We start from the raw sequence: 21,652 nt of genomic DNA, 5'->3' as shown, positions 1-21,652 counted from the left end.
ACGCCGCGCGCTGCCTGTGTTCGGGACGGGGCGGATTTTTGTCCGGCATCAAACCCGCGCCATATTCCACTTGCTCCTATTTTCGCGGGGTCTCGACTCGGGTATAAGTCCCCGGCTTCGCGGCCCGGGTGTGGTCGCCTTCTGTGAAAACAACAAAAAATAACCAAATGAATAAGTATTCCTACAAATTGGTCTTCAGTCGCGTGCGACACATGTTCGTCGCGGTGGCCGATTTTGCAATGGCTCATGGTAACGGCGCGGCGCGGGGCGAAGGCGCTGCACGGTGCGCGCATACGGCGTCGATCATGACGCCGGTGGTGCGGGCGATGGCATTGGCTGCCATGTCGTTGTTCGGAACCGCTTCGACGTTCGCCGTGGCGCAGATCGTCGCCGCGCCGGGATCGGGCGCGCAGGTCATCCAGACGCAGAACGGCTTGAATCAGGTGAATATTGCAAGGCCCTCCGCGGCGGGCGTGTCGATGAACACCTACTCTCAGTTCGACGTGCCGGGCAAGGGCGCGATCCTCAACAACTCGCCGACCATCACGCAGACGCAACAGGCCGGTTACATCAACGGCAACGCGAACCTGACGCCGGGTCAGGAAGCGCGCGTGATCGTGAATCAGGTGATGTCGAATTCACCGTCGCAGTTGCGCGGCTATCTGGAAGTGGCGGGTCCGCGCTCGGAAGTCATCGTGGCCAATCCGAACGGCATCGTGGTCGATGGCGGCGGCTTCATCAATACATCGCGCGCCATTCTCACGACCGGCACGCCGAACTTCGGGCCGAACGGCAGCCTCGCCGGCTTCAATGTTTCAGGCGGCAGCATCACGGTTCAAGGCGCAGGCCTCAACGCGACAAGCGTCGATCAGGTGGATCTGCTCGCGCGTGCGATTCAGGTCAATGCCGCCATCTACGCCAACAATCTGAGCGCCGTCGCAGGCGCCAATCAGGTCGATCACGACACGCTCGCAGCCACGCCGATTGGAGGCAATGGTGCGGCACCGTCGCTTGCCATCGACGTGAGCGCATTGGGCGGCATGTATGCGAACCGTATCTATCTCGCGTCGAACGAATACGGCGTTGGTGTGAGTACGCGCGGCGTGCTCGCGGCGCAGGCCGGGGATTTGACGCTCCAGTCCAACGGTCAGCTCGTGCTCGCGGGCCAGACGAACGCGCGCGGCAGTATCAGCGCGCAGGCAGCCGGCGGCATCGATAACAGCGGCGTCACCTACGCGCAACGCGACGTGATCGCGACGACGGGCGGCGCGTTGACCAACAGCGGGACGCTGGCCGCGCAGCAAAACGCGACCGTCAACGCCAGGAGTGTCGCATCGACGGGCACGCTCGGCGCGGGCGTCAACACCGATGGCTCGATCGCGCCGGGCGGCGATCTGAATTTGATCGCATCCGGCGCGCTGAGCGCCACGGGCCGCAACGCGGCGGGCGGCAATGCCGTCTTGCAGGGCGCATCGGTGAATCTGGCGGGCAGTTCCACCACGGCGAACGGCAATCTCGGACTGACAGCCACCGCGGGCGACGTGAACCTGTCCACCGCGTCCACGACCGCGGGCGGTGCAATCAACGCAAACGCTACCGGCTCGTTCACGAACGACAATGGCGCATTGAAATCGGGCGGTGCGCAGACGATCACCGCAAGCGCGTTGTCGAATCGCAATGGCCAGATCATTGCGGGCGGCGCGCTCACCGAAAGCATCGCAGGCGCGATCCAGAATCAAGGCGGCACGATGCAGGCCGCAGGCGCGCTCACGACGCGTGCGGGCAGTCTCGACAACAGCGCGGGGCATCTGAGCTCGCTCAATGCCGATGGCTTGAGTCTCACGGTCACGGGTCTCCTGAACAATGGTCAGGGCGGCACGATCGGCGGCAACGGAAGCGTCATCGCGCAGGCGGGTCAGCTCGTCAATGCCGGTTCGATCACCGCCGTGCAGGATCTCGTGGCGAGCACGACGCAGACGCTGACGAACACGGGCACGCTCGCGGCGAATGGCAATGCGACGGCATCGGCGGGAACGACGCTCGCCAACTCGGGAACGCTGTCGGCCGGGCGGAGCGCGACGCTCAAGGCCTCGACGCTCGATAACAGCAACGGTGCGATCACCGGCGATCAGCTCAGCGTCACCGCGACGAACTTCACGAATCGCAACGGCCGCCTGACGCAAACGGGCGCAGGCGCGACGACGCTGGCCATCTCGAATACGCTGGACAATGCCAGCGGAACGATTGCGACCAACGCGCAAGACCTGACGCTTGCGCCAGCCGTGCTGATCAACGACCACGGCAGGATCACCGCTTCGGGCACGGGCACGCTGTCGATCGCGACGAACAGCTTGTCGAACAACGGCGGCACGATCGCCACCAACGGCGCGCTCGCGGCGAACGTGAGCGGCGCGGCATCGAACCAGAGCGGCACATTGCAGGCGGGCAGCGCGCTGTCGATGCGCGCGGGCAGTCTCGACAACACGGGCGGAAGCATCGCCGCGCTCGGCACGGGCGGCGTGGCGCTGACGGTCGCGGGCCTGTTCAACAACGGCTCGGGCGGGACCATCGGCAGCAATGGAAATATCGTCCTGCAAGCCGGACAACTGGTGAACGCGGGGTCGATCACTACGGTGCAGAGCCTGATCGTCGCTGCGGTGCAGAGCCTCTTCAACAGCGGCACGCTGGCATCCAACGGCACGACGAGCGTTTCGGCGGGCACGACGCTGACGAACACGAACACGATTGCGGGCAGACAGCTCGCGGTGTCGGCATTCGATCTCGTCAATCGCGGCAGCATCACCCAAGCCGGCACGGCTGCCACCACGTTCACCGTTTCGGGCACGCTCGACAACACGTCCGGCACGATCCAGACCAACGCCGATGATCTGACGCTCGCGCCCGCCGTGCTCGTGAACGACCGCGGCACGATCACGAGTTCGGGCACGGGCACGCTGTCGGTGAATTCGGGCAGCGTGTCGAACAATGGCGGCACGATTGCGACCAACGGCGCGCTGGACATGAAGAGCGGCGCGCTCTCGAACCAGGGCGGCACGTTGTCGGCGCAAACATCGGCCTCGCTCGATGTCGCTTCGCTCGACAACCGTGCGGGCTATGTGGGCGCACAGAACGTATCGGTCAGCGATGCAGGCACGCTCGACAACACGGGCGGCACGATGCAGGCGAACGGTGCACTGGACGTATCCGCGCAGGACGTGCGCAATGACGGCGGCTCGATCTCCAACGGCGGAACGGGCGCGAGCACGGTCCAGGCACGCGGCGCGTTGAGCAACACGAACAATGGCGTGATCGGGGGCAATGGCGACGTGTCCGTATCGGGCGCGAGCATCGACAACTCGGGCGGCACGTTCGTGGCGGGCGGATCGATTGCGGCGCACTCGGATAGCACTTTCGCCAATCGCGCGGGTCTGGTGCAAGGCGGCGGCGACGCGTCGATTGCCGCGACGGGCGCAATCGACAACACCGGCGGTCAGATCGAAGCCGACGGCGCAAACTCCGCGCTGTCGGTGTCGGGCGCCTCGCTCGATAACTCGAACGGCCGCATCGCCAATAGCGGCGCCGGCGCGATGAACGTGAGCGCGGGGTCGATCGTCAACAGCAATACGAATGGCGTGGCGGGCGCCGGCACGATCGGCGGCAATGGCGATGTGACGCTCGACGCACAGGCGCTGTCGAACACGAACGGCGCGCAGGTGCTCGCGGGTCACGATCTGACGCTGAACATCGCGCAATGGGCGGACAACACGAACGGGACGCTCTCGGGCGCGAACAATGTCACGCTCAACGGCCCGAACGCGGCGCTCGTGAATGCGAGCGGATCGATTCACGGCAACGGTGCGATCGGACTCAATACGGCTTCGATCGATAACGCGAATGGCCGCATCGGCAACGATCAGGGCAGCGGCGGCAGCGTATCGATTGCAACGGGCACGCTTGCGAACCAGAACGGCGCGATCGGCAGCGATCAGGACCTGAGCGTGAGGACGAACATGCTCACGGGCGATGGACGCATCGTCGCGGGCCGCGATGGCACGGTCACGATCGACGGCGATTACACGCTCGATGGCGCGAACCTGATCCAGGCGAATCACGACCTCACCTTAACGACGTCGGGCACCTTCACGAATCAGGGCATGCTCGCGGCGGTGAACGCGCTGAACGTGAACGCGTACAACGTCGACAATCAGGCGGGCGCGGATCTGAACGCCGCGACGACGACGGTAAATGCGGCGAACGCGATCAGTAACGAAGGGCGCATCGAAGGCGATTCGGTGACGACCACGAGCGCGACGCTCGTGAACACGGCGACGATCATCGGCAATATCGTCACGCTCACCGGCACGCAATCGATCGTGAACGACGGCGCGGCGGCGGTGATGGCGGCGGCGTCCGAGTTGAATCTGTATTCGCGCGGCGATATCGGCAATACGAACGGCGCGAACATCTTCAGCCTGGTCGATATCGTTATCGCGGGCGATGCGACGCGCGACGCGGATGGACTGCTCACGAACCGCGCGAACACGGTGACGAACGATCAGTCGACGATCGAGGCGTTGAGTAATATCGAAGTTGCGGCGAACACGCTGAACAATACGCGTCCGGCGCCGGCGGTGGAGACCGTCGAGACGAGTGTCGAAACGAAGCATGAGACCAAGCGTGCGAGGTACTTTGGCTGCACGACCACGGGCAACGACGACCACGCGAACTGCTCGAACGCGGACTACAACGGGCCGTATCAGCATCCGCTGGACGTGACGTACAGCGACTCCGATGTCGTGTCCACAGCGAGCGGACCGAACGCGGTGGATCGTGTGCTGGTGGTGAACATCGCCGGCACGCCGACGACGATCTACTACAACACGCTCACGCAAAACGCGGACGGCACGATCAGCGTCAGCTACTGGGACGCCTACGATCCGCATATCAACTACGATCCGGCGACGGAATATCCCTCGACCAACGACGCGCACAACGGCTGGCAGCGCGTGGAGCTGGCGCGGGACACGACGACCACGACGCAGGAAGATCGTGTGGTGAGCGGAGCGCAGGCGCAACAGGCGCAACTGCTCGCGGGCGGCACGATGACGCTGGCCAACGTCGGCACGATCAACAATGCCTATAGCGCGATCGCGGCGGGCGATGCGATTCAGATCGGCAACGCGGTGCAAAACGGCGAGCTCGACACGAGCGGCAACGGCAGCGTGGGCGGCACGATCGTCAATAACATCGGGCAGACGCTATATCGGTATCAGCGTCAGGACATCGAGTCGACCTACACGTGGAACGAGGACCCCAACCGGGATGTGGGCCCGGTCACGCAGCCGTCGATCGTGCTTGCGCCGGTGGCGATCGGCGGCACGGGCGGCACGATCATCGCGAACAACCTGATCGACATCCGTGCGCTCGATGTCAATAACGTCAACGTGGCGGCGGCCAGTTCGGCCACGGGCGCGACGGGCGGCACGCTCGGGGCGAACGCGGCGATGACGTCGGTCGCGGGCGCAAGCGGCGCGAACGTGAACGCGGCGGGCGGCGCATCGGTCGATGGTGCGAACGGAGCCGCCACGCAGGCCGCGACCGGCAGCGGTGCGCGCATCGACGCGCCGCAATCGGTGGCGGGTCCAACCGGGGCGCTGAATATCCCGCTGCCCACGAGCGGCCTGTATCACTACAACACGGCGCCGGATGCGGCGTATCTGATTGCAACCGATCCACGCCTGACGAGCTACACGAGCTTTATTTCGAGCGACTACATGCTCAAGGCGCTGGACCTCGATCCGTCGAAGGTCATCAAGCGCCTGGGCGATGGCGTGTACGAGCAGCAACTCATCCGCAACCAGATCACGCAACTGACGGGCCGCGTGTATCTGCAGGGCTATACGAGCAACGAGGATGAATATCGTGCGCTGATGACCAATGGCGTGAACGTTGCGAAGGCATTCGGCCTGGTGCCGGGCATGGCGTTGACGGCCGCGCAGATGGATGCGCTGACGAGCGACATCGTGTGGCTGGTGGAGCAGACGGTCACCCTGCCCGATGGCAGCGTGCAGCATGCGCTGGCGCCGGTGGTGTATCTGGCGCATGCCCACGCCAACGACTTGCAGCCCACGGGTGCGTTGATCGCGGCTGATGACGTCGAGATCCACACGACCGGCAGCGTGAGCAATAGCGGCGTGATCAACGGCGGCACGAAGACGGTGATCAGCGCGACGGACATCCTGAATCGCGGCGGCACGATCGGCAGTTCATCGGCCAATGGCACGACGGTTATTTCGGCCACGAACGACATAACCAATGCGTCGGGCCGCATCACGGGCAATCGGGTGGCGGTGCTGGCGGGGCATGACGTCGTCAACACGACGCTGGTCGATGCGGTGGGCGTGAGTTCGGCGGCGGGCGACAGCCGCGTTCAGCAGACGCTGATCGGCGCGCAAGGCACGATCGACTCGACAGGCGACATGCTGATCGCAGCGGGCCACGATCTGACCGTGCATGGCGCGACGATCAGTGCAGGTGGTAAGGCGCAGATCACGGCGGGTCATGACGTGCTGGTGGATACGGTGCAGTCGGAGACGTCGCAGTCGGTGACGAAGAACGCGGATCATCACTGGGAAGCGCACTCGACGATCAACGAGACGAGCGGGATCAGTGCGGGCGGCAGTCTGTCGATGCAGTCGGGCAACGACATGACCTTCAAGGGCGCGAAGGTGAGCGCGGGCGGGGACCTGTCGGCGGTGGCGGGCGGCAATCTGACGGCGACGACGGTCACGGACAGCCAGAAGCTCGACAACGTGGCGACCGATGATCGGGTCAAGCGCATCGAACATTACTACGACGAGCAGGCGCAGGGCACGACGTTCTCGGCAGGGGGCAAGGGCACGCTGGCGGCGCTGTCGACCGACGAGTCCAAGGGCAACGTGACGCTGACAGGCTCGACGCTGTCGACGGACAAGGGCGCGGCAAGTATCGCCGCGACGGGCGATGTGACGCTCAACGAAGCGCGTGAGGAGCACGACAGTTTCAGCTATGTGCACTCGGAGCGTGGGAGCTTTGTGAGCAAGACGACGGAGGACGACAGCGTCGATATCAAATCGAACGATGCGAAGGGCAGTCTTGTCAGCGGCAACACGGTCGCAATCATCGCGGGCAAGGACATCACGGTGCAGGGCAGCGACGTGGTGGCGACGCACGACATGTCCATCGCAGCACTCGGCAACGTGAACATCACGGCCGCGCAGAACCAGTATCGCGACGTCGAGCAGCACGAAGTGAAGACGTCGGGGATTTCGGGCAGCGGCGGCATCGGCGTGTCGATCGGTTCGAGCGAGCAGAAAGCCGCCTATGACAGCAGCGCCGTCACCGAAAGCCAGTCGCGCAGCACGATAGGCAGCGTGCAGGGCAATGTGTCGATCAAGGCGGGCAAGGATCTGCATATCGGCGGCAGCGATATCGTGGCAGGGCGCGCCCCGGACGACATCGCTGGGGCGGGAGGCAATATCGCCCTCAAAGGGCAGAACGTGACGATCGATCCGGGCCGAGACAACGCGAATTCGCACGAGCATCAGGAAGCGAGTTCGAGTGGTGTGGCAATCGGAATCGCCGGCACGCCGTTCGACACGGCGCGCAACGTGAAGGCGGCCAGTGCGTCGGGCAATGGTTATCAGCGTGCCAAAGGCATCGGCAATGAACTGGCCGCGAGCCCGCTCGATACGCCATCGGTGACGGCGACGTTCAGCCACAGCAGCAGTTCCGCTACGATCGATGCATCGAGCCTGACGAACAGCGGCAGCACGATTCGCGGCGCGGGCAACGTGAGCGTGACGGCCACGGGTGGCGCGCTCATGGATGCGAATGGTCACCCGCTCGATGGCGACATCACGGTAACCGGTTCGACGATCACGGCGGGCGGCACCGCGAAGCTCGACGCCAATCGGAACGTGACGCTGCAGGCATCGACCGATCAGATGCAGCAGTCGAACCAGTCGGAGAGTTCCAGTTCGAGCCTGCAGATCGCCAGCCCCAGCTTGGGCGACGTCAGCCGCTGGGTCAACGGCGGTCCGAACAGCAGCGGCGTCAGTTCGTCGCCGTACAACGCGGCGAGCGGGCATAGCAACGCCAACGGATCGTCGAGCACACAGACAGCCTCGGTCGTGACGGGCAACAATGTGACGCTGGTGAGCCATACGGGCGATATCAACGTGATCGGCTCGGGCATCGTCGGCACGCAGGGTGTCGATTTGTTGGCGAACCAGGGCTCGATCAACGTGCTCGCCGGCATCGAGACTAGTACCAGTCATCTGGACGAGAGCCGTCACCAATTCGGTGATCTGGGCAGCAATGGCGTGGGCACGGGTTTCAGCCAGGGCGTATCGAACAGCCATCGCACGCAGGACGACGCGGCGCAGACGCAGAGCACGATCCGCAGCCAGATCGTGAGCGGCAACGGCAGCGTGACGGCGGTAGCGAAAAACGATATCAACGTGCAGGGCGCAGACCTGGTGGCATCGAAGGATCTGACGCTGATGGGCCGCAATGTCAATCTGGACGCCGGCGCGGACGCGACGCAAAGCCAGATGAGCCAGAGTTCGAGCCAGTATGGCGTGACGTTCGCGCTGGGCGGGGTGGCGGGCGATACGGTGGCGACGGTGAATCGCAACGTGACCGCGGCCAGTCAGACGCACGACAAGCGGCTCGCGGCACTCGAAGTGGCACAGGCAGGTCTGGCGGGTTACGGCGCGTCCGCAGCGGCGGCAAGCGGTAATGCGCCGCTGATCAAGGCGACGGTGAGCGTGGGTGGCGGCAGCAGCCAGAGCGAGGCGCAGTCGGACGCGGTTGCGCACGCTGGCAGCACGCTCACGGGCAAGAACGTGACGATCGTGGCGGCGGGCAGCGGAGCGAAGGATGCGGCGGGCTACGCATCCGATGGCGACATCAACTCGCGCGGCACGACGATCAGCGGCGAGAACGTGACGATGATGGCCGCGCGCGATGTGAATCTGCTCAGTGCGCAGGACATGAGCCGGCAAAGCGGCAGCAACAGCAGCAGCAATGCGAGCATCGGCGTCGGCCTGGGGCTGGGAGGCCAGCAGAACGGCTTCACGCTGGAACTGGCTGCGAGCGGGACGAAGGGCCACATGAATGGCAACGGCGTGACGCACGTCGACACACAGGTCAATGCGAGCGATGCACTCACGATTGCCAGTGGGCGCGACACGAACCTGATCGGCGCGGAAGCGGCGGGCAGGACGGTGAACGTGGACGTCGGGCGTAACCTGACGATCACGAGCCCGCAGGACACGAATGCCTACGATAGCCAGCAAAAGAGCGCGGGTATGCAGGCGAGCATTTGCGTGCCGCCGTTCTGTGTCGGCCAGACGGTGAGCGGCGGCGCGAGCGTGAGCGAAACGAAGATCGACGCCAACTATGAGTCGGTGAACCGGCAGAGTGGTCTCTTTGCGGGCGAGGGCGGTTTCAACGTCAACGTTCGCGAGCACACGCAACTCGATGGCGGTGCGATTGCGAGCACGGCGGCGGCGCAGAGGAATACGTTGTCGACGGGCACGTTCGGGTTCAGCGACGTGCAGAACCATGCGGATTACTCGGGTTCATCGATCGGATTCAGCGCGAGTACGACGATGGACAAGGGGGCGTCGGCGTTCCCGGGGATTGCGGGTATCGGTCCGACGGGTTTCGGTGTGGCAGGCACGAGCGGCAGCGCATCGGGCACGACGCACGCAGTGGTGAGTGCGGGCACGATTACTGTGCGTGACGATGCGCTCACGGGTCACGACAGCACGGCAGGCCTGAGCCGTGATGCGGCGAATGCGAACGGATCGGTGCTCAATTCGTTCGATGCGCAGAAGGTGGCCGATGATATGGCGGTGCAGCAGGCTGCGGTGCAGGTGGGCATGACGGTCGCGGGCGATGTGGCTGATTCGCTGGCGAAGGGCAATCCGTCGCTGTGGGGTACGGATGGGGCGGGCCGGATTGCGTTGCATGGAGCGGTGGCGGCAGCAGGCGCCGCGCTGGGCGGTGGCAATGTGGCGGGTGCGATCGGAGGCACGATAGCGGGGGATCTGGCGTCGGGAGCATTGAACACTGCGATGGGCGCAGGTGCGGGAGCGACGCTGGCGGGCAATGTTGCGGCGGGGGCTGCGGGGGCTGCGGTTGGTGGTTTGATCGGTGGGGCTGGCGGGGCGATGAGTGGCGCCAATGGGGCGCTGGGGGCGGATCTCTACAACAACCAGGGACACAGGGACAAGCCAGATGAGCGGCCGGGGCATGAGAACACGGCGGGTAACGATGTTACGGACACGCATCTGAATATACTGCCGACTGCTGGCGGTGCGATGTCCAAGGATGCGCAGCCCGACACGTTCACCGTAGGCGGCGGTGTGGCTCTGCCGGCAACGGGCCTGCCGACCGATTGGGAAAGTGTCACGAAGGGCTTCAGCACTCCAAACGCTGCGATCGGCTTGACTCGTGAGGAGTTTGAACGAAACTTGCTCAATAGTGGCTTTACAGCTACGCCCTTAGGCGGAGAAAACGACATAACTCTCTACAGGAACGGTGATGTTCAATACACTGTGAGAAATAATGCTAGTTCAACAGGTGGGCCTTCCGTTGACTACCGTGTCGGCAATAAGACAATAAGTAAGATTCGGTTGAAGTAAAGGATGCTTTAAATGCCTTATATAACTGATTTGTCGCTGTTTGAGCAGATTACGAAACTCGCCAAAATTCCTCTGGGGACTTCCTCGCGGAGCATCGAGATTCGAATCTTGGAATGGGGCGAGTTCTCAGTCGGAGGTTTCTGGCCGTATGTCGTTGAACTGGCAAAAATGAGCTTGGATAACACCCTTTATTTCTGGGATGTTAATCGTTCAATGGACGACACGTTTCACAAATCTTTCGGTAAATATCCTGCGATTGCGCTTTCCACATCAATGACCGAGCAAGAATACTTGGATGAATTGGGTGGGCTTTTTGCGGGCAAGGACGAGCAGTGGTTTGTTATGAACGCTACAGACTCGTATCTCCTTGCTCCCGCGTCCGGTGCGTGGCGAATCTCCGGTGAATACGCGACCGAACGCGGCAAGATTATTTCAACGGTCGGATTGCCGCCCGACGAATTGTTTCCTCACGATTTCCTGAGGGAATAGAAGAAGTAAAACCGCTGTGGTTGATCTCTACAACCGGCAGCTGCATCCGGATGAGAAGAATAAGCTGGCCGAGTTGCAGGATGGCAAGACGCCGGAAGAGCAGCAAAGGCTGGCGGATGCGGCGTGTTATCGGGTGCAGTGTGCGGCGCAGATGTCGGACAGTAATCCGGAAAAGGCCGATGCGCTGGCGTCGCAGCAGCGTGGCGCGGGGTACATCACCGAGCAGAACGAGCTTAAGAACACGGGGTTGTTCGTGTATAGCCCCTCGGATGTGGCGAGTGATGCGTCGTATCGTGGTGCAGATTATCTTGCGCAACAGGCGAAGTCAGCGGGTCGTGGCGCGTCGAATCTGGCGGACCAGTTCGTGAACGAGATGAAGGCGCGGGGAGGTCAGTCGGCGCCGGCGGATGCAGATCCGTTGGGGGATATAGGCAACGGCAACAAAACGCCCCCGACGGCGGGTGGAGCGGCGCCGGTGATGGTGTGCGTGCCTCGGGTGTGCGTCGAGGTGCCGGTGGTGACGCCGGGGATGCCTGGGAATGCGATCTTCGCAAAGGGTGATGGAGCGCCGCCGCCGAACATGTCTCCCGATGGTGCTGGCCGTAGCGGTGCCTTCAATGAGGCAAAGCGCAACGCGGGAGTTCCTGTTAGTCAGCAACCGGTCGAAGTCAGGCCCAATGTTGATCGACAAGGAAACGTTCAGCCTGGTTATCAGTACGTGTACGAGGTTCCCTCGGAGGGGGGTAGAACAAAAGAAGTGATCATTCGCGACGACGCTGGCGGGCATAATTTTGGAACGAATGACCCACAGAATCGAGGTGCTCATTTTAACGATCCAGCAGGAAACCACTATGACTATTGAAATCAATGTTGGCGTTGCCGAGGATGCATTCCAAAAGAATGCTCTAATTAAACTCGAGCGTTCTAGATACGAAACGGCTATCGCTTTGTCAGTTGCTGACTGGAGCGCAAAGAGAGTGCCGCATGATGTGGCACTACTCGAAGTTTTGCGTTTTGTATTTCTCACGATATGCGAACGTATGAGCGGATACCATGTTTGGCTGCTTTTAGGCGACACATGCTGGCAAGATGACACACGGATCATCCGCTACCGGAAAATGTTTAATGCTCTAAAGGCTCAGGGTTTGGATTTCGCAGCACTTCAAGATCGACGAGAGTTCATGATCGAGCAATATGGAAAACTGAAGTTCTTTGGGGCTGTTCGCCTTGAAGAGGATGCGCTGCCACTTGTGCCTAAGACAATGCAGCCAGGATCATGCACTTACCTACTTGCGCTACCCGACATTGTGCCGGAGTTGTCGGAGTTCAGCGGATGGTCGGGGCGATTGAACGAAGATTCAAAATTGATCCAATCTAACGTCAAAAATGACGGCATCATTTTTCAACGCACCGGCTACTTTGACGATCCCGAAGTCGGACTCGTTGCACTTGGGAAGCCGAACGTTGTGGCGAGGCTCACTGCATAACGGGGTACGTGCCGAGGAATGCGACTCTGAATAGCGGAAGTCGGGAAACGGTGCTCGAAGGCCAAAGCAGTACAGAGCGGTCTGTATGCGGGCGATGGCGGTTTCAACGTCAACGTTCGCGAGCCACGCAACTCGATGGCGGTGCGATTGCGAGCACGGCGGAGGCGGACAAAAACACGCTATCGACGGGCACATTTGGGGTTCATCGGTCGGATTCAGCGCGAGTACGACGATGGACAAGGGGGCGTCGGCGTTCCCGGGGATCGCGGGTATCGGTCCGACGGGTTTCGGTGTGGCAGGCACGAGCGGTAGCGCATCGGGCACGACGCACGCAGTGGTGAGTGCGGGCACGATTACTGTGCGTGACGATGCGCTCACGGGTCACGACAGCACGGCAGGCCTGAGCCGTAATGCGGCGAATGCGAACGGATCGGTGCTCAATTCGTTCGATGCGCAGAAGGTGGCCGATGATATGGCGGTCCAGCAGGCTGCGGTGCAGGTGGGCATGACGGTAGCGGGCAATGTGGCTGATTCGCTGGCGAAGGGCAATCCGTCGCTGTGGGGTACGGATGGGGCGGGCCGGATTGCGTTGCATGGAGCGGTGGCGGCAGCAGGCGCGGCGCTGGGCGGTGGCAATGTGGCGGGTGCGATCGGAGGCACGATAGCGGGGGATCTGGCGTCGGGAGCATTGAACACTGCGATGGGCGCAGGTGCGGAAGCGACACTGGCGGGCAATGTTGCGGCGGGGGCAGCGGGGGCGGCGGTTGGTGGTTTGATCGGTGGGGCTGGCGGGGCGATGAGTGGCGGCAATGGGGCGCTGGGGGCGGATTTGTACAACCGGCAACTTCATCCGGAAGAAAAGACGCTGGCGAAGCAGCTTGCGGACAAGAGCGGCGCGAAGTACACCGAACAGCAGATCGAGGATCAGATGCGGATCATGGGCGGCACGATCGGCGGAGATCGCGAGTCAGGTGCGCCTGCCACGTTGATTGGTCAGATGCCGACCGATTCTGGAGCGCAATGGCAGTACGCAGGCAAGACGGATGACGGTAAGCCGATCCTGACGCAGACTACCGCGCAGGCGAATGCGGACTTGCAGAGCTACATTCTGGCGAACTCGGGATCTGCACAAGGCGGTGTACCGAATATCGTGTATGACCAGACGGGCAAGAAAGGCTTCAGCCTGGATTTGACGGGGCCGTTCACGAAGTTTGATAAGTCGGATGCGGATTACATGCGTGGCACGGTTGCGGATGTGGCGTCGGCAGTGTCTAGCAATTCGGGCAACTTCCACTGTTTGAGTCGTTCGTCGAGCAAGTTATCGAAAACCCGATAATAAAGGCTGACGCAGGCTCGATTGGCGGAGTCGTAGTATCCGTATTGAGCTTCGACCAATGCTGCTGCCGCCTGTTCGGCCGATTCGAATGAGCGCCGCGCCTCATCTCTTGTGATTGTTTGCATGTCTACTCTCTTGAAGTTAAACGTTTGCTGAGTTCTAGGGATATCGGTGCACTCCGCAGTTCCTTTAACTCCTATCGCTCGATTGAGGCATCTCTCGTTTAAGTCTTCTTCGGTTAAGAACGGGTCGGGATAGCGCCATGCGGCCCTGCGCCTTGCCGACGTTAGCTGCCGCTACGCCGTTCGATTCATTGGGCGCGAAGATAAGGGCTGGATAACAGCCCTTATAGGCGCGCTCAAATCTGCGCTCGTCTAGTTGCACGCTTCGTCGCGGTAGACAATCACAGCTTCATCGGGACGTGGGCAGGCGCCGGGTCTGGCGTGTTCTCAAGAACAGTCATGTCGTGAATTACGCCGTAGAGTTCGACGAGCGCTTTTTCCTTTTCCACGTCGTGTCCACCGATGACGCGAGCCATCGCTGTGTGAGACAGTTCTTCTTCGTGTCGGAGGTCAACTGTAGTCAGCGTGCTCATTTCGATTCACCTATCGCAAAGTAGTGTGGGACTTTCACCGTGGGTCTGGCCGAGCGGTTCTTAGCTCCGCTCGCCCAGCAATAGACAGTTTCTGTGCCAGTCGACGCTTGTCACGCCCCTTCAACGCAACGTGATGTTTTCAAAGGAGAAGATTCGGGGTTTCCTTTTGTAAAAGTCGTCCTCCGTCGGCACTATGTTGGACTTCCAACAACAGACCGGAAGTCGCCCGTTGGCGTCATGCAGACGCGTTAGCTGCGATGGGAGTCGTCGCTTCCACGTAACGCCTGGCGAGGCAACACTGCAGGGCGGGAACCGGCCCAGCTCGAAAGCTCTTGTTCGATTGGTGCACCGTCGGCTAGGCGGCGCCTTCCCGCTCGCGCAGCAAGGGTGCGATTTCAAAACGAATGCACCTAAAATGAGCAGGGATGCACGGCAACGAGCGTTGCGTCAGAAGCTGATTCCGGCAGCTCCGAAGCATGGCAGAAATCGGGAGGCGGACGATGAAGGTTCCGGTGACAGACCGGCTGGTCCCTCTTGGGCTGACGTTGTTTGGCGCGGCACTTTTTGGGCTCGCCGGATACGGACTTCTTAAGTTCTTTTTATCGCTGCTGCTCCTACTCCACGGAGACTACTGACCTCAGCACAGTCGGCGACTCGCATCTCATCCTTGAGCCCAAGCTCACGCGCCACGACCTCGACATCAGTCGCCACATCTGCCAGCACCGAGCAACGGACGCCCATTTGGGTGTTTCTCGTTAATGGTATAAAACTGACCGGGGTCATCACTTCGTTCGACCAATACGTTCTCGCCGTCGAATCGAACTCCGTAACCCAGATGGTTCTGAAGCATGCCGTGTCGACAGTGATTGAGCAGCACGCCTTAGGCGCTCGCTCGACAGATACGCGAAAACCGCCACGAGGTGACAGCCAACACGCCTCCAGTCGGTGAAGGTGAGCGACTTCACAAGTCCCGCCGACGCGCTTAGATTTCTTCGGCGTCGTTCTCGGAACTGGTGACGACCCAAGCATCCTCCTACGAGATTTGCGCGGGCGCATACCTCGAACCAAACGGCCCGCGCAGCGATGACGGGCTACGTCCCAAACGGGTGGACTCCCACCGGTTATGTCAAGACTGCGCTACCTTTTTGGTAGCTAATGGGCTTTTTTGTCCGAGCGACAATATCTGCACCGTGGTGCTCTCGAGTCGTTCCGAGCCGGCGTCGCAGCGCTGTCAAATGCATCTGCTACCGTGCTTACTCCACGCCCTTCGACTTGCAAGGGTTGAAGGAGTGGATGCGTTGCCACGGCTCAATCCAAGTGACAGGAACAGGAGTCAACGATGCTGACGTGTTTCGCCGTGAGCCACACCGCCAATGACCCGACGCTAGAGTCAACTGACCACGGTATTCTGCAGGCAATTGCCGATGAGGCTAGCGTTCAGTTTGAGCCCGGGTTTGCTGGAAGCAGCTACCTAGAGGTACCAGTCGATGATGCCGCCAAGCAAGCCGTCGAGGCACGTTTGGAGCAGAACAGGATGTCCTTCAGCGTCGTAACGCGTATAGCGTACTAGGGGCGAACCGCGGACTCGGCGGCGAGAGCCGGCGCTCGTCGCCCGGCGTACCGGCGGAGTGGTCGGGCGTCCACCGCAATGTCTGCCGCCCGACATCGGCGCCACGTCGCTATTCCCCCGCTCGAGCCCATTTCATCTTCGTGGTGGAAGGGGCTCGGACCATCCCGCTCAGCGCTGATTGACGATGGCGCTGTTCGCAATGCCCGACTGGCTCACAGCGGCGAGATTACCCGTGCCTGCCTGACTGACGCTGGAAATGTTGGTAGCACCGACTTGGCTCAGATATGCGCGATTGCCGGAACCCGACTGGATAGAGTCTATGCTGTTGTTCGTACCGCTCTGGGCAAGCAACAGACTTTCCTCAAACCCACTTTGCGATGCCGTCACCGAATTCGAAGTGCCATCTTGCAGCGAACCGATAGTCGAGAAGGACGACGTTGCTTGAGTGAGACTCGCGACGTTGCTGTTTCCAGTCTGAATGGACGTCAGCGCGTTGTTGTTGCCACCATCTTGCAGCGATGTCAGGCGGTTCATCCAGCCACCCTGATTGACGTAGGTGTGGTCATTCGATTCGCCGTCGACCTGGAAGACGTACGCTACGTTTGAACCGAATCCCGTTTGACCGATGCTCACGCGGTTGCTGAAGGCATCGTCCTGATTGACGAAGGCGACGTTGAATTCGCCGGCACCCACCTGGGAAATGTTTGTCCGGTTGTATCCGCCGTTGTTCGCATGTATGACCGCTGACTCCGTACCGCTTTGGTAGATGGTGATGTTGTCACCCATCTCAGCCGACTGATAGACGCGAGCATCGGTGAGGCCGCCGGTCTGTTGGATGGCGATGTTGTTGCCGCCGAATCGATTTATCTCAACGTACGCGTAACCGTTGCTCATGCCCTGGCTTACCTGGACGCCATTGCCGACAGTGTCGGTCTCATTGACTTCTGCGCGAGCCTCCAACACCTTTCCTGCAGAACGAGATGTACCTTGGTCGATGCTAACGAAGTTGCCGGAGGTGCGAGTTTGGGTAACAGTCGCGGTATCGTTGGCACCGACTTGACCAATTCGGTTCGAGTCACTCTTCGAGTCGCTCTGCGTGACTGTTGCCTGGTGATTGTCGCCGGCTTGGAACACGGAGTTTTTCGTGTTGAACGCCCCGCTTTGAGCGACCGTGGTCGTGGATGCAGATTCACCGCTCGCTCCGGGCAGCGTCGTTTGCACGATGTTGGTCCAGTTTCCTCCGCCGGACTTTGACGTGACCTGCGCCGATGCGCCATTAGTTGACTGCAACACTGACACCGCATCGTAAGACGAGGCCTGCTGGTCGATTGCTGCGTTGTTGCGGTCGCCCGTTTGAGTCACCGCGGCTCGTTCCCCGAAAGACTGTGAGGCGGGTGCGGCCTCATCTGCCATTGCGTTGCTCGATGCGAAAGCGATGATTCCCATCGCCAGTACGGATGCTTTGAGTCTCACTGAGCTTCTCCCCTTGTTGTTCTATTTCGGTCGTGCTCCGCTGACCGGAGTCGTTATTGAACCATCACGTTAATACTTCGCGAACAATGGTACGAGTGCGCTTGTCGTATTACCGGGCCTTCTTCACGGGAATGTGAGCTGCCGCTCGTTTTACGACTTGAGCGTTGGTTTCCGTCCACGACTAGATGCGCTCGAAACTCCCGCGCGTCGCAGCGTCGCGAGAACTTTGGGAAAAGCCATGCCCGAACCATCCGGAACCGTTGAGCGTCCAATCGTCAAGACCGAAACCGGCGAGGAGGGCAGCTCGCGTTAGCGAAGGATTTCGGAAAGGCGCTCGATACTCGGCGAAGAGGTGATGCGCGGTAACGAAGACGGGTAGTCGTGCGGCCAATTCCTCGCGAGCAATTCCAACGCGCATCGGAGGCGCATCATGTTCGCGTCATGACCGCATCCGGAATTTCTCGAACCCTGGCAAGCAAGCCGATGTGTCGTTCCACGAAGTTCGCCACGTTCGTGTTGTCCGGCACGTCTTTGACTGCAATTGCCTCCAAAATCTGCTGGGCGCAGTTAAGTCGGTCGACCGCGCGTTGCAGTCGCGCGACCATTTCGTCGCGAAGACCGAGCTCGCGTGCGACTACGTTGACGTCTGTCACTGCGTCGGACATGAGGAAGTCGAGGAGCTTTAAAAGCTGGGGCGACGAAGGGGAGCCGGGCAGGCCGCTCGAGTTCGCGGAGTTAGATGAGGTTTGCATCCGCAGTGAAGCGGATGCATTTATACATGAGGGCGCGATACGGACTTTAGACGAGGCTACAGGTTGGGCCATGCCTTGGCGGTCGCAGCCAGAGCCTCCGGAGAACCCTCTGGTGCTAGGTATTCGTCGCAGACAGCCACGGCTCGTGATACCTCCGGGGTGTTTGCATCCGCTCGTGCTAACAGTTCTGCACGCCATGCCAGCACGTCCGAACGCCCGCTGTGGCTCAAATTCCACACACAGTAGTCAAGGAGGTTGACCAATTCGCTGGCGGGGATGTCTGCTAGTTCCGCACTTGCCATCAGTTGCTCCTATTCGGAGTTGTGCATTTCATCGTCCGCAATCAAACGACTGATGCTTTTGTAGTCGCCGTCAGCTCAAAGCCGGCGCGTTCAATCTATGCACTGAGGCGACGCCTCGTGAATCCTCGCGGTCCTCTTGAGCACTGACCCGCCTAGTCAGCTTTAGATTCATCGTTCACGCGCAGCGGAGCACGGCTCTGCTCGTTGTTCAAATGAACAAACTTTCGAAGGAGGCGAATCAGGTCTTCGGCATCCTCCTCGCCCATTCCATCAAATAAGCCCGCCCGAAGCTTCTTTACTGCGGGAATGAATTTGTGCAGCAATTCCTCTCCGGCAGGTGTAAGAAGCAGTCGCCGTTGGCGGCGTGGGAGGACCTGGCGGACTATCCACCCCTTCGATTCCATGCGCGCAGCCATTTCAGCTGTCGTCGACGTGTCCAGAGCGACACGCTGAGCAAGCGTCACTTGGTCCAGGCCCGGGCATTCGTAGAGCATGCGCAGTACGGCGTACTGCACCGGGGTGACTTCCCGCCCCAATTTCTCGTGGAACATCGCCACGGATATCTGGTGCGCCCGACGAATCAAGTGCCCCGGTTCCTCATAGAGGTCGAGACTCGATGCGGCCTCGCTCACGTCCTTCATATTTTCCATAGCTGAAACCATCACTGGCTCGTAGAACTCCGCGTTCCGGGAAAACCAGTATACCGCGCGCCTTGTTTCATCACTCATCAATGAGTACACTGAATGTCATTCAGTGTACGGAATGTAAGTTCCGGCGGGTTGAGAATCTGGTTCCCCAGGAGATGTAAAGTGTTTTTGAAGAATGCTTGGTACGTGGCGTGTACGCCGGACGAAATCAAGGACGACAAGCCCCTTGGCCGAAAGATTTGCGGTGAGTCGATGGTCCTCTATCGTACGGCGGACGGCAGTGTCACCGCGCTTGAAGACTTCTGCCCACACCGCGGTGCTCCCCTGTCGCTTGGATTCTTGCGCAACGGAACGCTCGTGTGCGGATACCACGGTCTCGAGATGGGCTGTGCGGGGAAGACGACGGGTATGCCCGGGCAGCGGGTCAACGGTTTCCCGACGATACGCAGCTTTCCGGCTATCGAGAAGTATGGATTCATCTGGGTCTGGCCCGGCGACAGAGCAGAAGCCGACCCTGCCAAGCTGCACCATCTTCAATGGGCGGAAGACCCGGCATGGGCGCACGGAGGCGGTCTGTATCACATCCGCTGTGACTACCGGCTCATGATTGACAACCTGATGGACCTTACGCACGAGACGTATGTGCATGCGAGCAGTATCGGTCAGAAGGAAATCGATGAAGCCGCGCCCAAAACGACTAGCGTGGGTGATGAAGTCATTACCAGTCGCTTCATGGAGAACGTCATGCCGCCTCCCTTTTGGCGCATGGCGCTGCGAGGCCATGGCCTGGCCGATGATGTTCCGGTCGACCGCTGGCAAATCTGTCGATTCTCGCCTCCTAGTCACGTGATGATTGAAGTGGGTGTCGCCCACGCTGGAAAGGGCGGCTACAACGCCCCTGCTGAGGGCAAAGCCTCCTCCATCGTTGTCGATTTCATTACGCCTGAGACTGAGTCGTCGATTTGGTACTTCTGGGGTATGGCTCGCAACTTCCGTCCCGAAGATAAGGAACTGACGGACACCATCAGAGAGGGGCAAGGCAAGATTTTCGGCGAAGACCTCGAGCTGCTTGAACAGCAGCAACGGAATCTGGAGGCATGGCCCGACCGCGCACTGCTTAAACTCAACATCGACGCCGGCGGAGTGCTGTCGCGCAAAGTCATCGAGCGCCTGCTCGCGGAAGAGCGCAAGTCTCAGTCGGACCGCAAGGTTATCCCGCTTGCGAACGCGTCGGAGGCGTCATGAACACTGCGACGCTTGAAGTGAAGATTTCACGGAAATGGGAGGAGGCGCAAGGCATATGCGCCTTCGAATTCACCTCTGGAAATGGAAGTGCGCTGCCGCCGTTCAGCGCCGGGTCGCATATCGACGTTCATCTGCCGGGCGGGCACATCCGACAGTATTCCCTGTGCAACAATCCGAACGAGTCAAATCGTTACCGCATTGCTGTCTTGCGTGATGCCGATGGTCGTGGCGGTTCCAAGGCGATTCACGACCTCGTCCACGAAGGCGACACGCTCAAGATAAGCGAACCGAAGAATCACTTTCCGCTGGCACACGAGGCTCAGAGTCATCTTCTGCTGGCAGGTGGCATTGGCATAACGCCCATCCTGTGCATGGCGGAGCGATTGCATTGCGCTGGCGAGACGTTCGAGATGCACTATTGTGCGCGCTCGCCGCAGCGCACAGCGTTTGTCTCCCGAATCATGTCATCTGAACTGGGCAAGTCGGTCAGCATTCATTTCGACGATGGCGAGCCCGAGCAGAAGTTCAATTTGTCCGCAACGCTCAAGCAGGCATCCGAGGGGGCGCATCTTTACGTATGCGGGCCGCGTGGCTTTATGGATGCAGTTCTTGCTGAAGCACGTCAGCAGGGGTGGCCCGAAGACAGACTTCACTATGAGTTCTTTGGCGCTGTCGTCGAGCAGGAAGTCGGAGACGCAACGTTCCAGGTGAAGCTAGCGAGCAGCGGCCTCACGGTCGACGTCCCGCCCGGATGCACGGTCGTCGAGGCTCTAGCTGAGAAAGGCGTCGAGGTGCTGACCTCGTGCGAACAGGGCGTTTGTGGCACGTGTCTCACGCGCGTTTTGGAGGGGCAGCCCGACCATCGGGATTCGTACCTTACCGACGACGAAAAAGCTGCTTGCGACCAGTTCCTGCCGTGCTGCTCGCGTTCGAAAACCCCGGTCCTCATTCTCGACCTCTAAGCAAGGCAATTATCAGGCTCGCGCCTGCAGGCTGTCGTCGTTCACGAAGCCGGGCGCGAACACCCATCGGAGACAAGAAGTGGAAAACCTTCAGGTAGAG

General features: G+C 60.8%; 12 protein-coding genes. 8 read left to right on the top strand and 4 right to left on the bottom strand.

Going from position 1 to position 21,652, the window contains the following annotated elements; genetic code table 11:
• Positions 1-167 precede the first annotated feature (167 nt).
• From AWB74_RS17015 to AWB74_RS16995, 5 genes are all read left to right on the top strand, one after another.
• On the top strand, positions 168-10,694 hold the full coding sequence (locus AWB74_RS17015; RefSeq protein WP_087039065.1) for a hemagglutinin repeat-containing protein: 10,527 nt from the start codon (positions 168-170) through the stop codon (positions 10,692-10,694).
• Positions 10,695-10,706: 12 nt separating this feature from the next.
• Positions 10,707-11,183, top strand: coding sequence for a hypothetical protein (locus AWB74_RS17010; RefSeq protein WP_061147916.1), 477 nt, complete (start codon positions 10,707-10,709; stop codon positions 11,181-11,183).
• Positions 11,184-11,199: 16 nt separating this feature from the next.
• Complete coding sequence (locus AWB74_RS17005; RefSeq protein WP_061147915.1) at positions 11,200-12,045, top strand: HNH/endonuclease VII fold putative polymorphic toxin; 846 nt, start codon at positions 11,200-11,202, stop codon at positions 12,043-12,045.
• The gene (locus AWB74_RS17000) at positions 12,035-12,670 is read left to right on the top strand and encodes a hypothetical protein (protein WP_061147914.1); all 636 of its coding nucleotides are present in this window, start codon (positions 12,035-12,037) and stop codon (positions 12,668-12,670) included. The genes AWB74_RS17005 and AWB74_RS17000 overlap by 11 nt, the downstream gene beginning before the upstream one ends.
• A 232-nt stretch (positions 12,671-12,902) precedes the next feature.
• Positions 12,903-14,006 carry a hypothetical protein gene (locus AWB74_RS16995; protein ID WP_061147913.1) on the top strand — a complete coding sequence of 368 codons (1,104 nt, stop codon included), beginning with the start codon at positions 12,903-12,905 and terminating at the stop codon, positions 14,004-14,006.
• A 403-nt stretch (positions 14,007-14,409) separates the two neighbouring features.
• On the opposite strand, the gene AWB74_RS16990 is transcribed toward AWB74_RS16995, so the two are convergent.
• Positions 14,410-14,601 carry a hypothetical protein gene (locus AWB74_RS16990; protein WP_061147912.1) on the bottom strand — a complete coding sequence of 64 codons (192 nt, stop codon included), beginning with the start codon at positions 14,599-14,601 and terminating at the stop codon, positions 14,410-14,412.
• Positions 14,602-15,268: 667 nt separating this feature from the next.
• On the opposite strand from AWB74_RS16990, the gene AWB74_RS16985 reads away from it, so the two are divergent.
• Positions 15,269-15,550, top strand: a complete 282-nt coding sequence (locus tag AWB74_RS16985; protein WP_087039064.1) for an RNA chaperone Hfq — start codon at positions 15,269-15,271, stop codon at positions 15,548-15,550.
• 789 nt (positions 15,551-16,339) lie between these two features.
• Here the strand turns inward: AWB74_RS16985 and AWB74_RS16975 are convergent.
• The 3 genes from AWB74_RS16975 to AWB74_RS16965 all read right to left on the bottom strand — a co-directional run bounded on the left by AWB74_RS16975 (position 16,340) and on the right by AWB74_RS16965 (position 19,360).
• A complete protein-coding gene (locus AWB74_RS16975) occupies positions 16,340-17,644 on the bottom strand; it encodes a hypothetical protein (RefSeq protein WP_143749271.1) in 1,305 nt (434 codons plus the stop codon).
• Positions 17,645-18,072: 428 nt separating this feature from the next.
• The gene (locus AWB74_RS16970; RefSeq protein WP_143749268.1) at positions 18,073-18,309 is read right to left on the bottom strand and encodes a hypothetical protein; all 237 of its coding nucleotides are present in this window, start codon (positions 18,307-18,309) and stop codon (positions 18,073-18,075) included.
• Positions 18,310-18,850: 541 nt separating this feature from the next.
• On the bottom strand, positions 18,851-19,360 hold the full coding sequence (locus tag AWB74_RS16965; protein ID WP_235024607.1) for a MarR family winged helix-turn-helix transcriptional regulator: 510 nt from the start codon (positions 19,358-19,360) through the stop codon (positions 18,851-18,853).
• A gap of 147 nt (positions 19,361-19,507) precedes the next feature.
• Here AWB74_RS16965 and AWB74_RS16960 point away from each other — a divergent pair, with 147 nt between their 5' ends.
• Both AWB74_RS16960 and AWB74_RS16955 read left to right on the top strand, forming a co-directional pair.
• Complete coding sequence (locus AWB74_RS16960; RefSeq protein ID WP_061147908.1) at positions 19,508-20,590, top strand: aromatic ring-hydroxylating oxygenase subunit alpha; 1,083 nt, start codon at positions 19,508-19,510, stop codon at positions 20,588-20,590.
• Complete coding sequence (locus tag AWB74_RS16955; protein WP_061147907.1) at positions 20,587-21,552, top strand: PDR/VanB family oxidoreductase; 966 nt, start codon at positions 20,587-20,589, stop codon at positions 21,550-21,552. Before AWB74_RS16960 ends, AWB74_RS16955 begins: the two co-directional genes overlap by 4 nt.
• Positions 21,553-21,652 lie beyond the last annotated feature (100 nt).

This window comes from Caballeronia arvi (assembly GCF_001544695.2).
Lineage (GTDB): Bacteria > Pseudomonadota > Gammaproteobacteria > Burkholderiales > Burkholderiaceae > Caballeronia > Caballeronia arvi.
The sequence above is the reverse complement of the archived record's forward strand: the minus strand, read 5'-3'. Positions and strand labels throughout refer to the sequence as shown.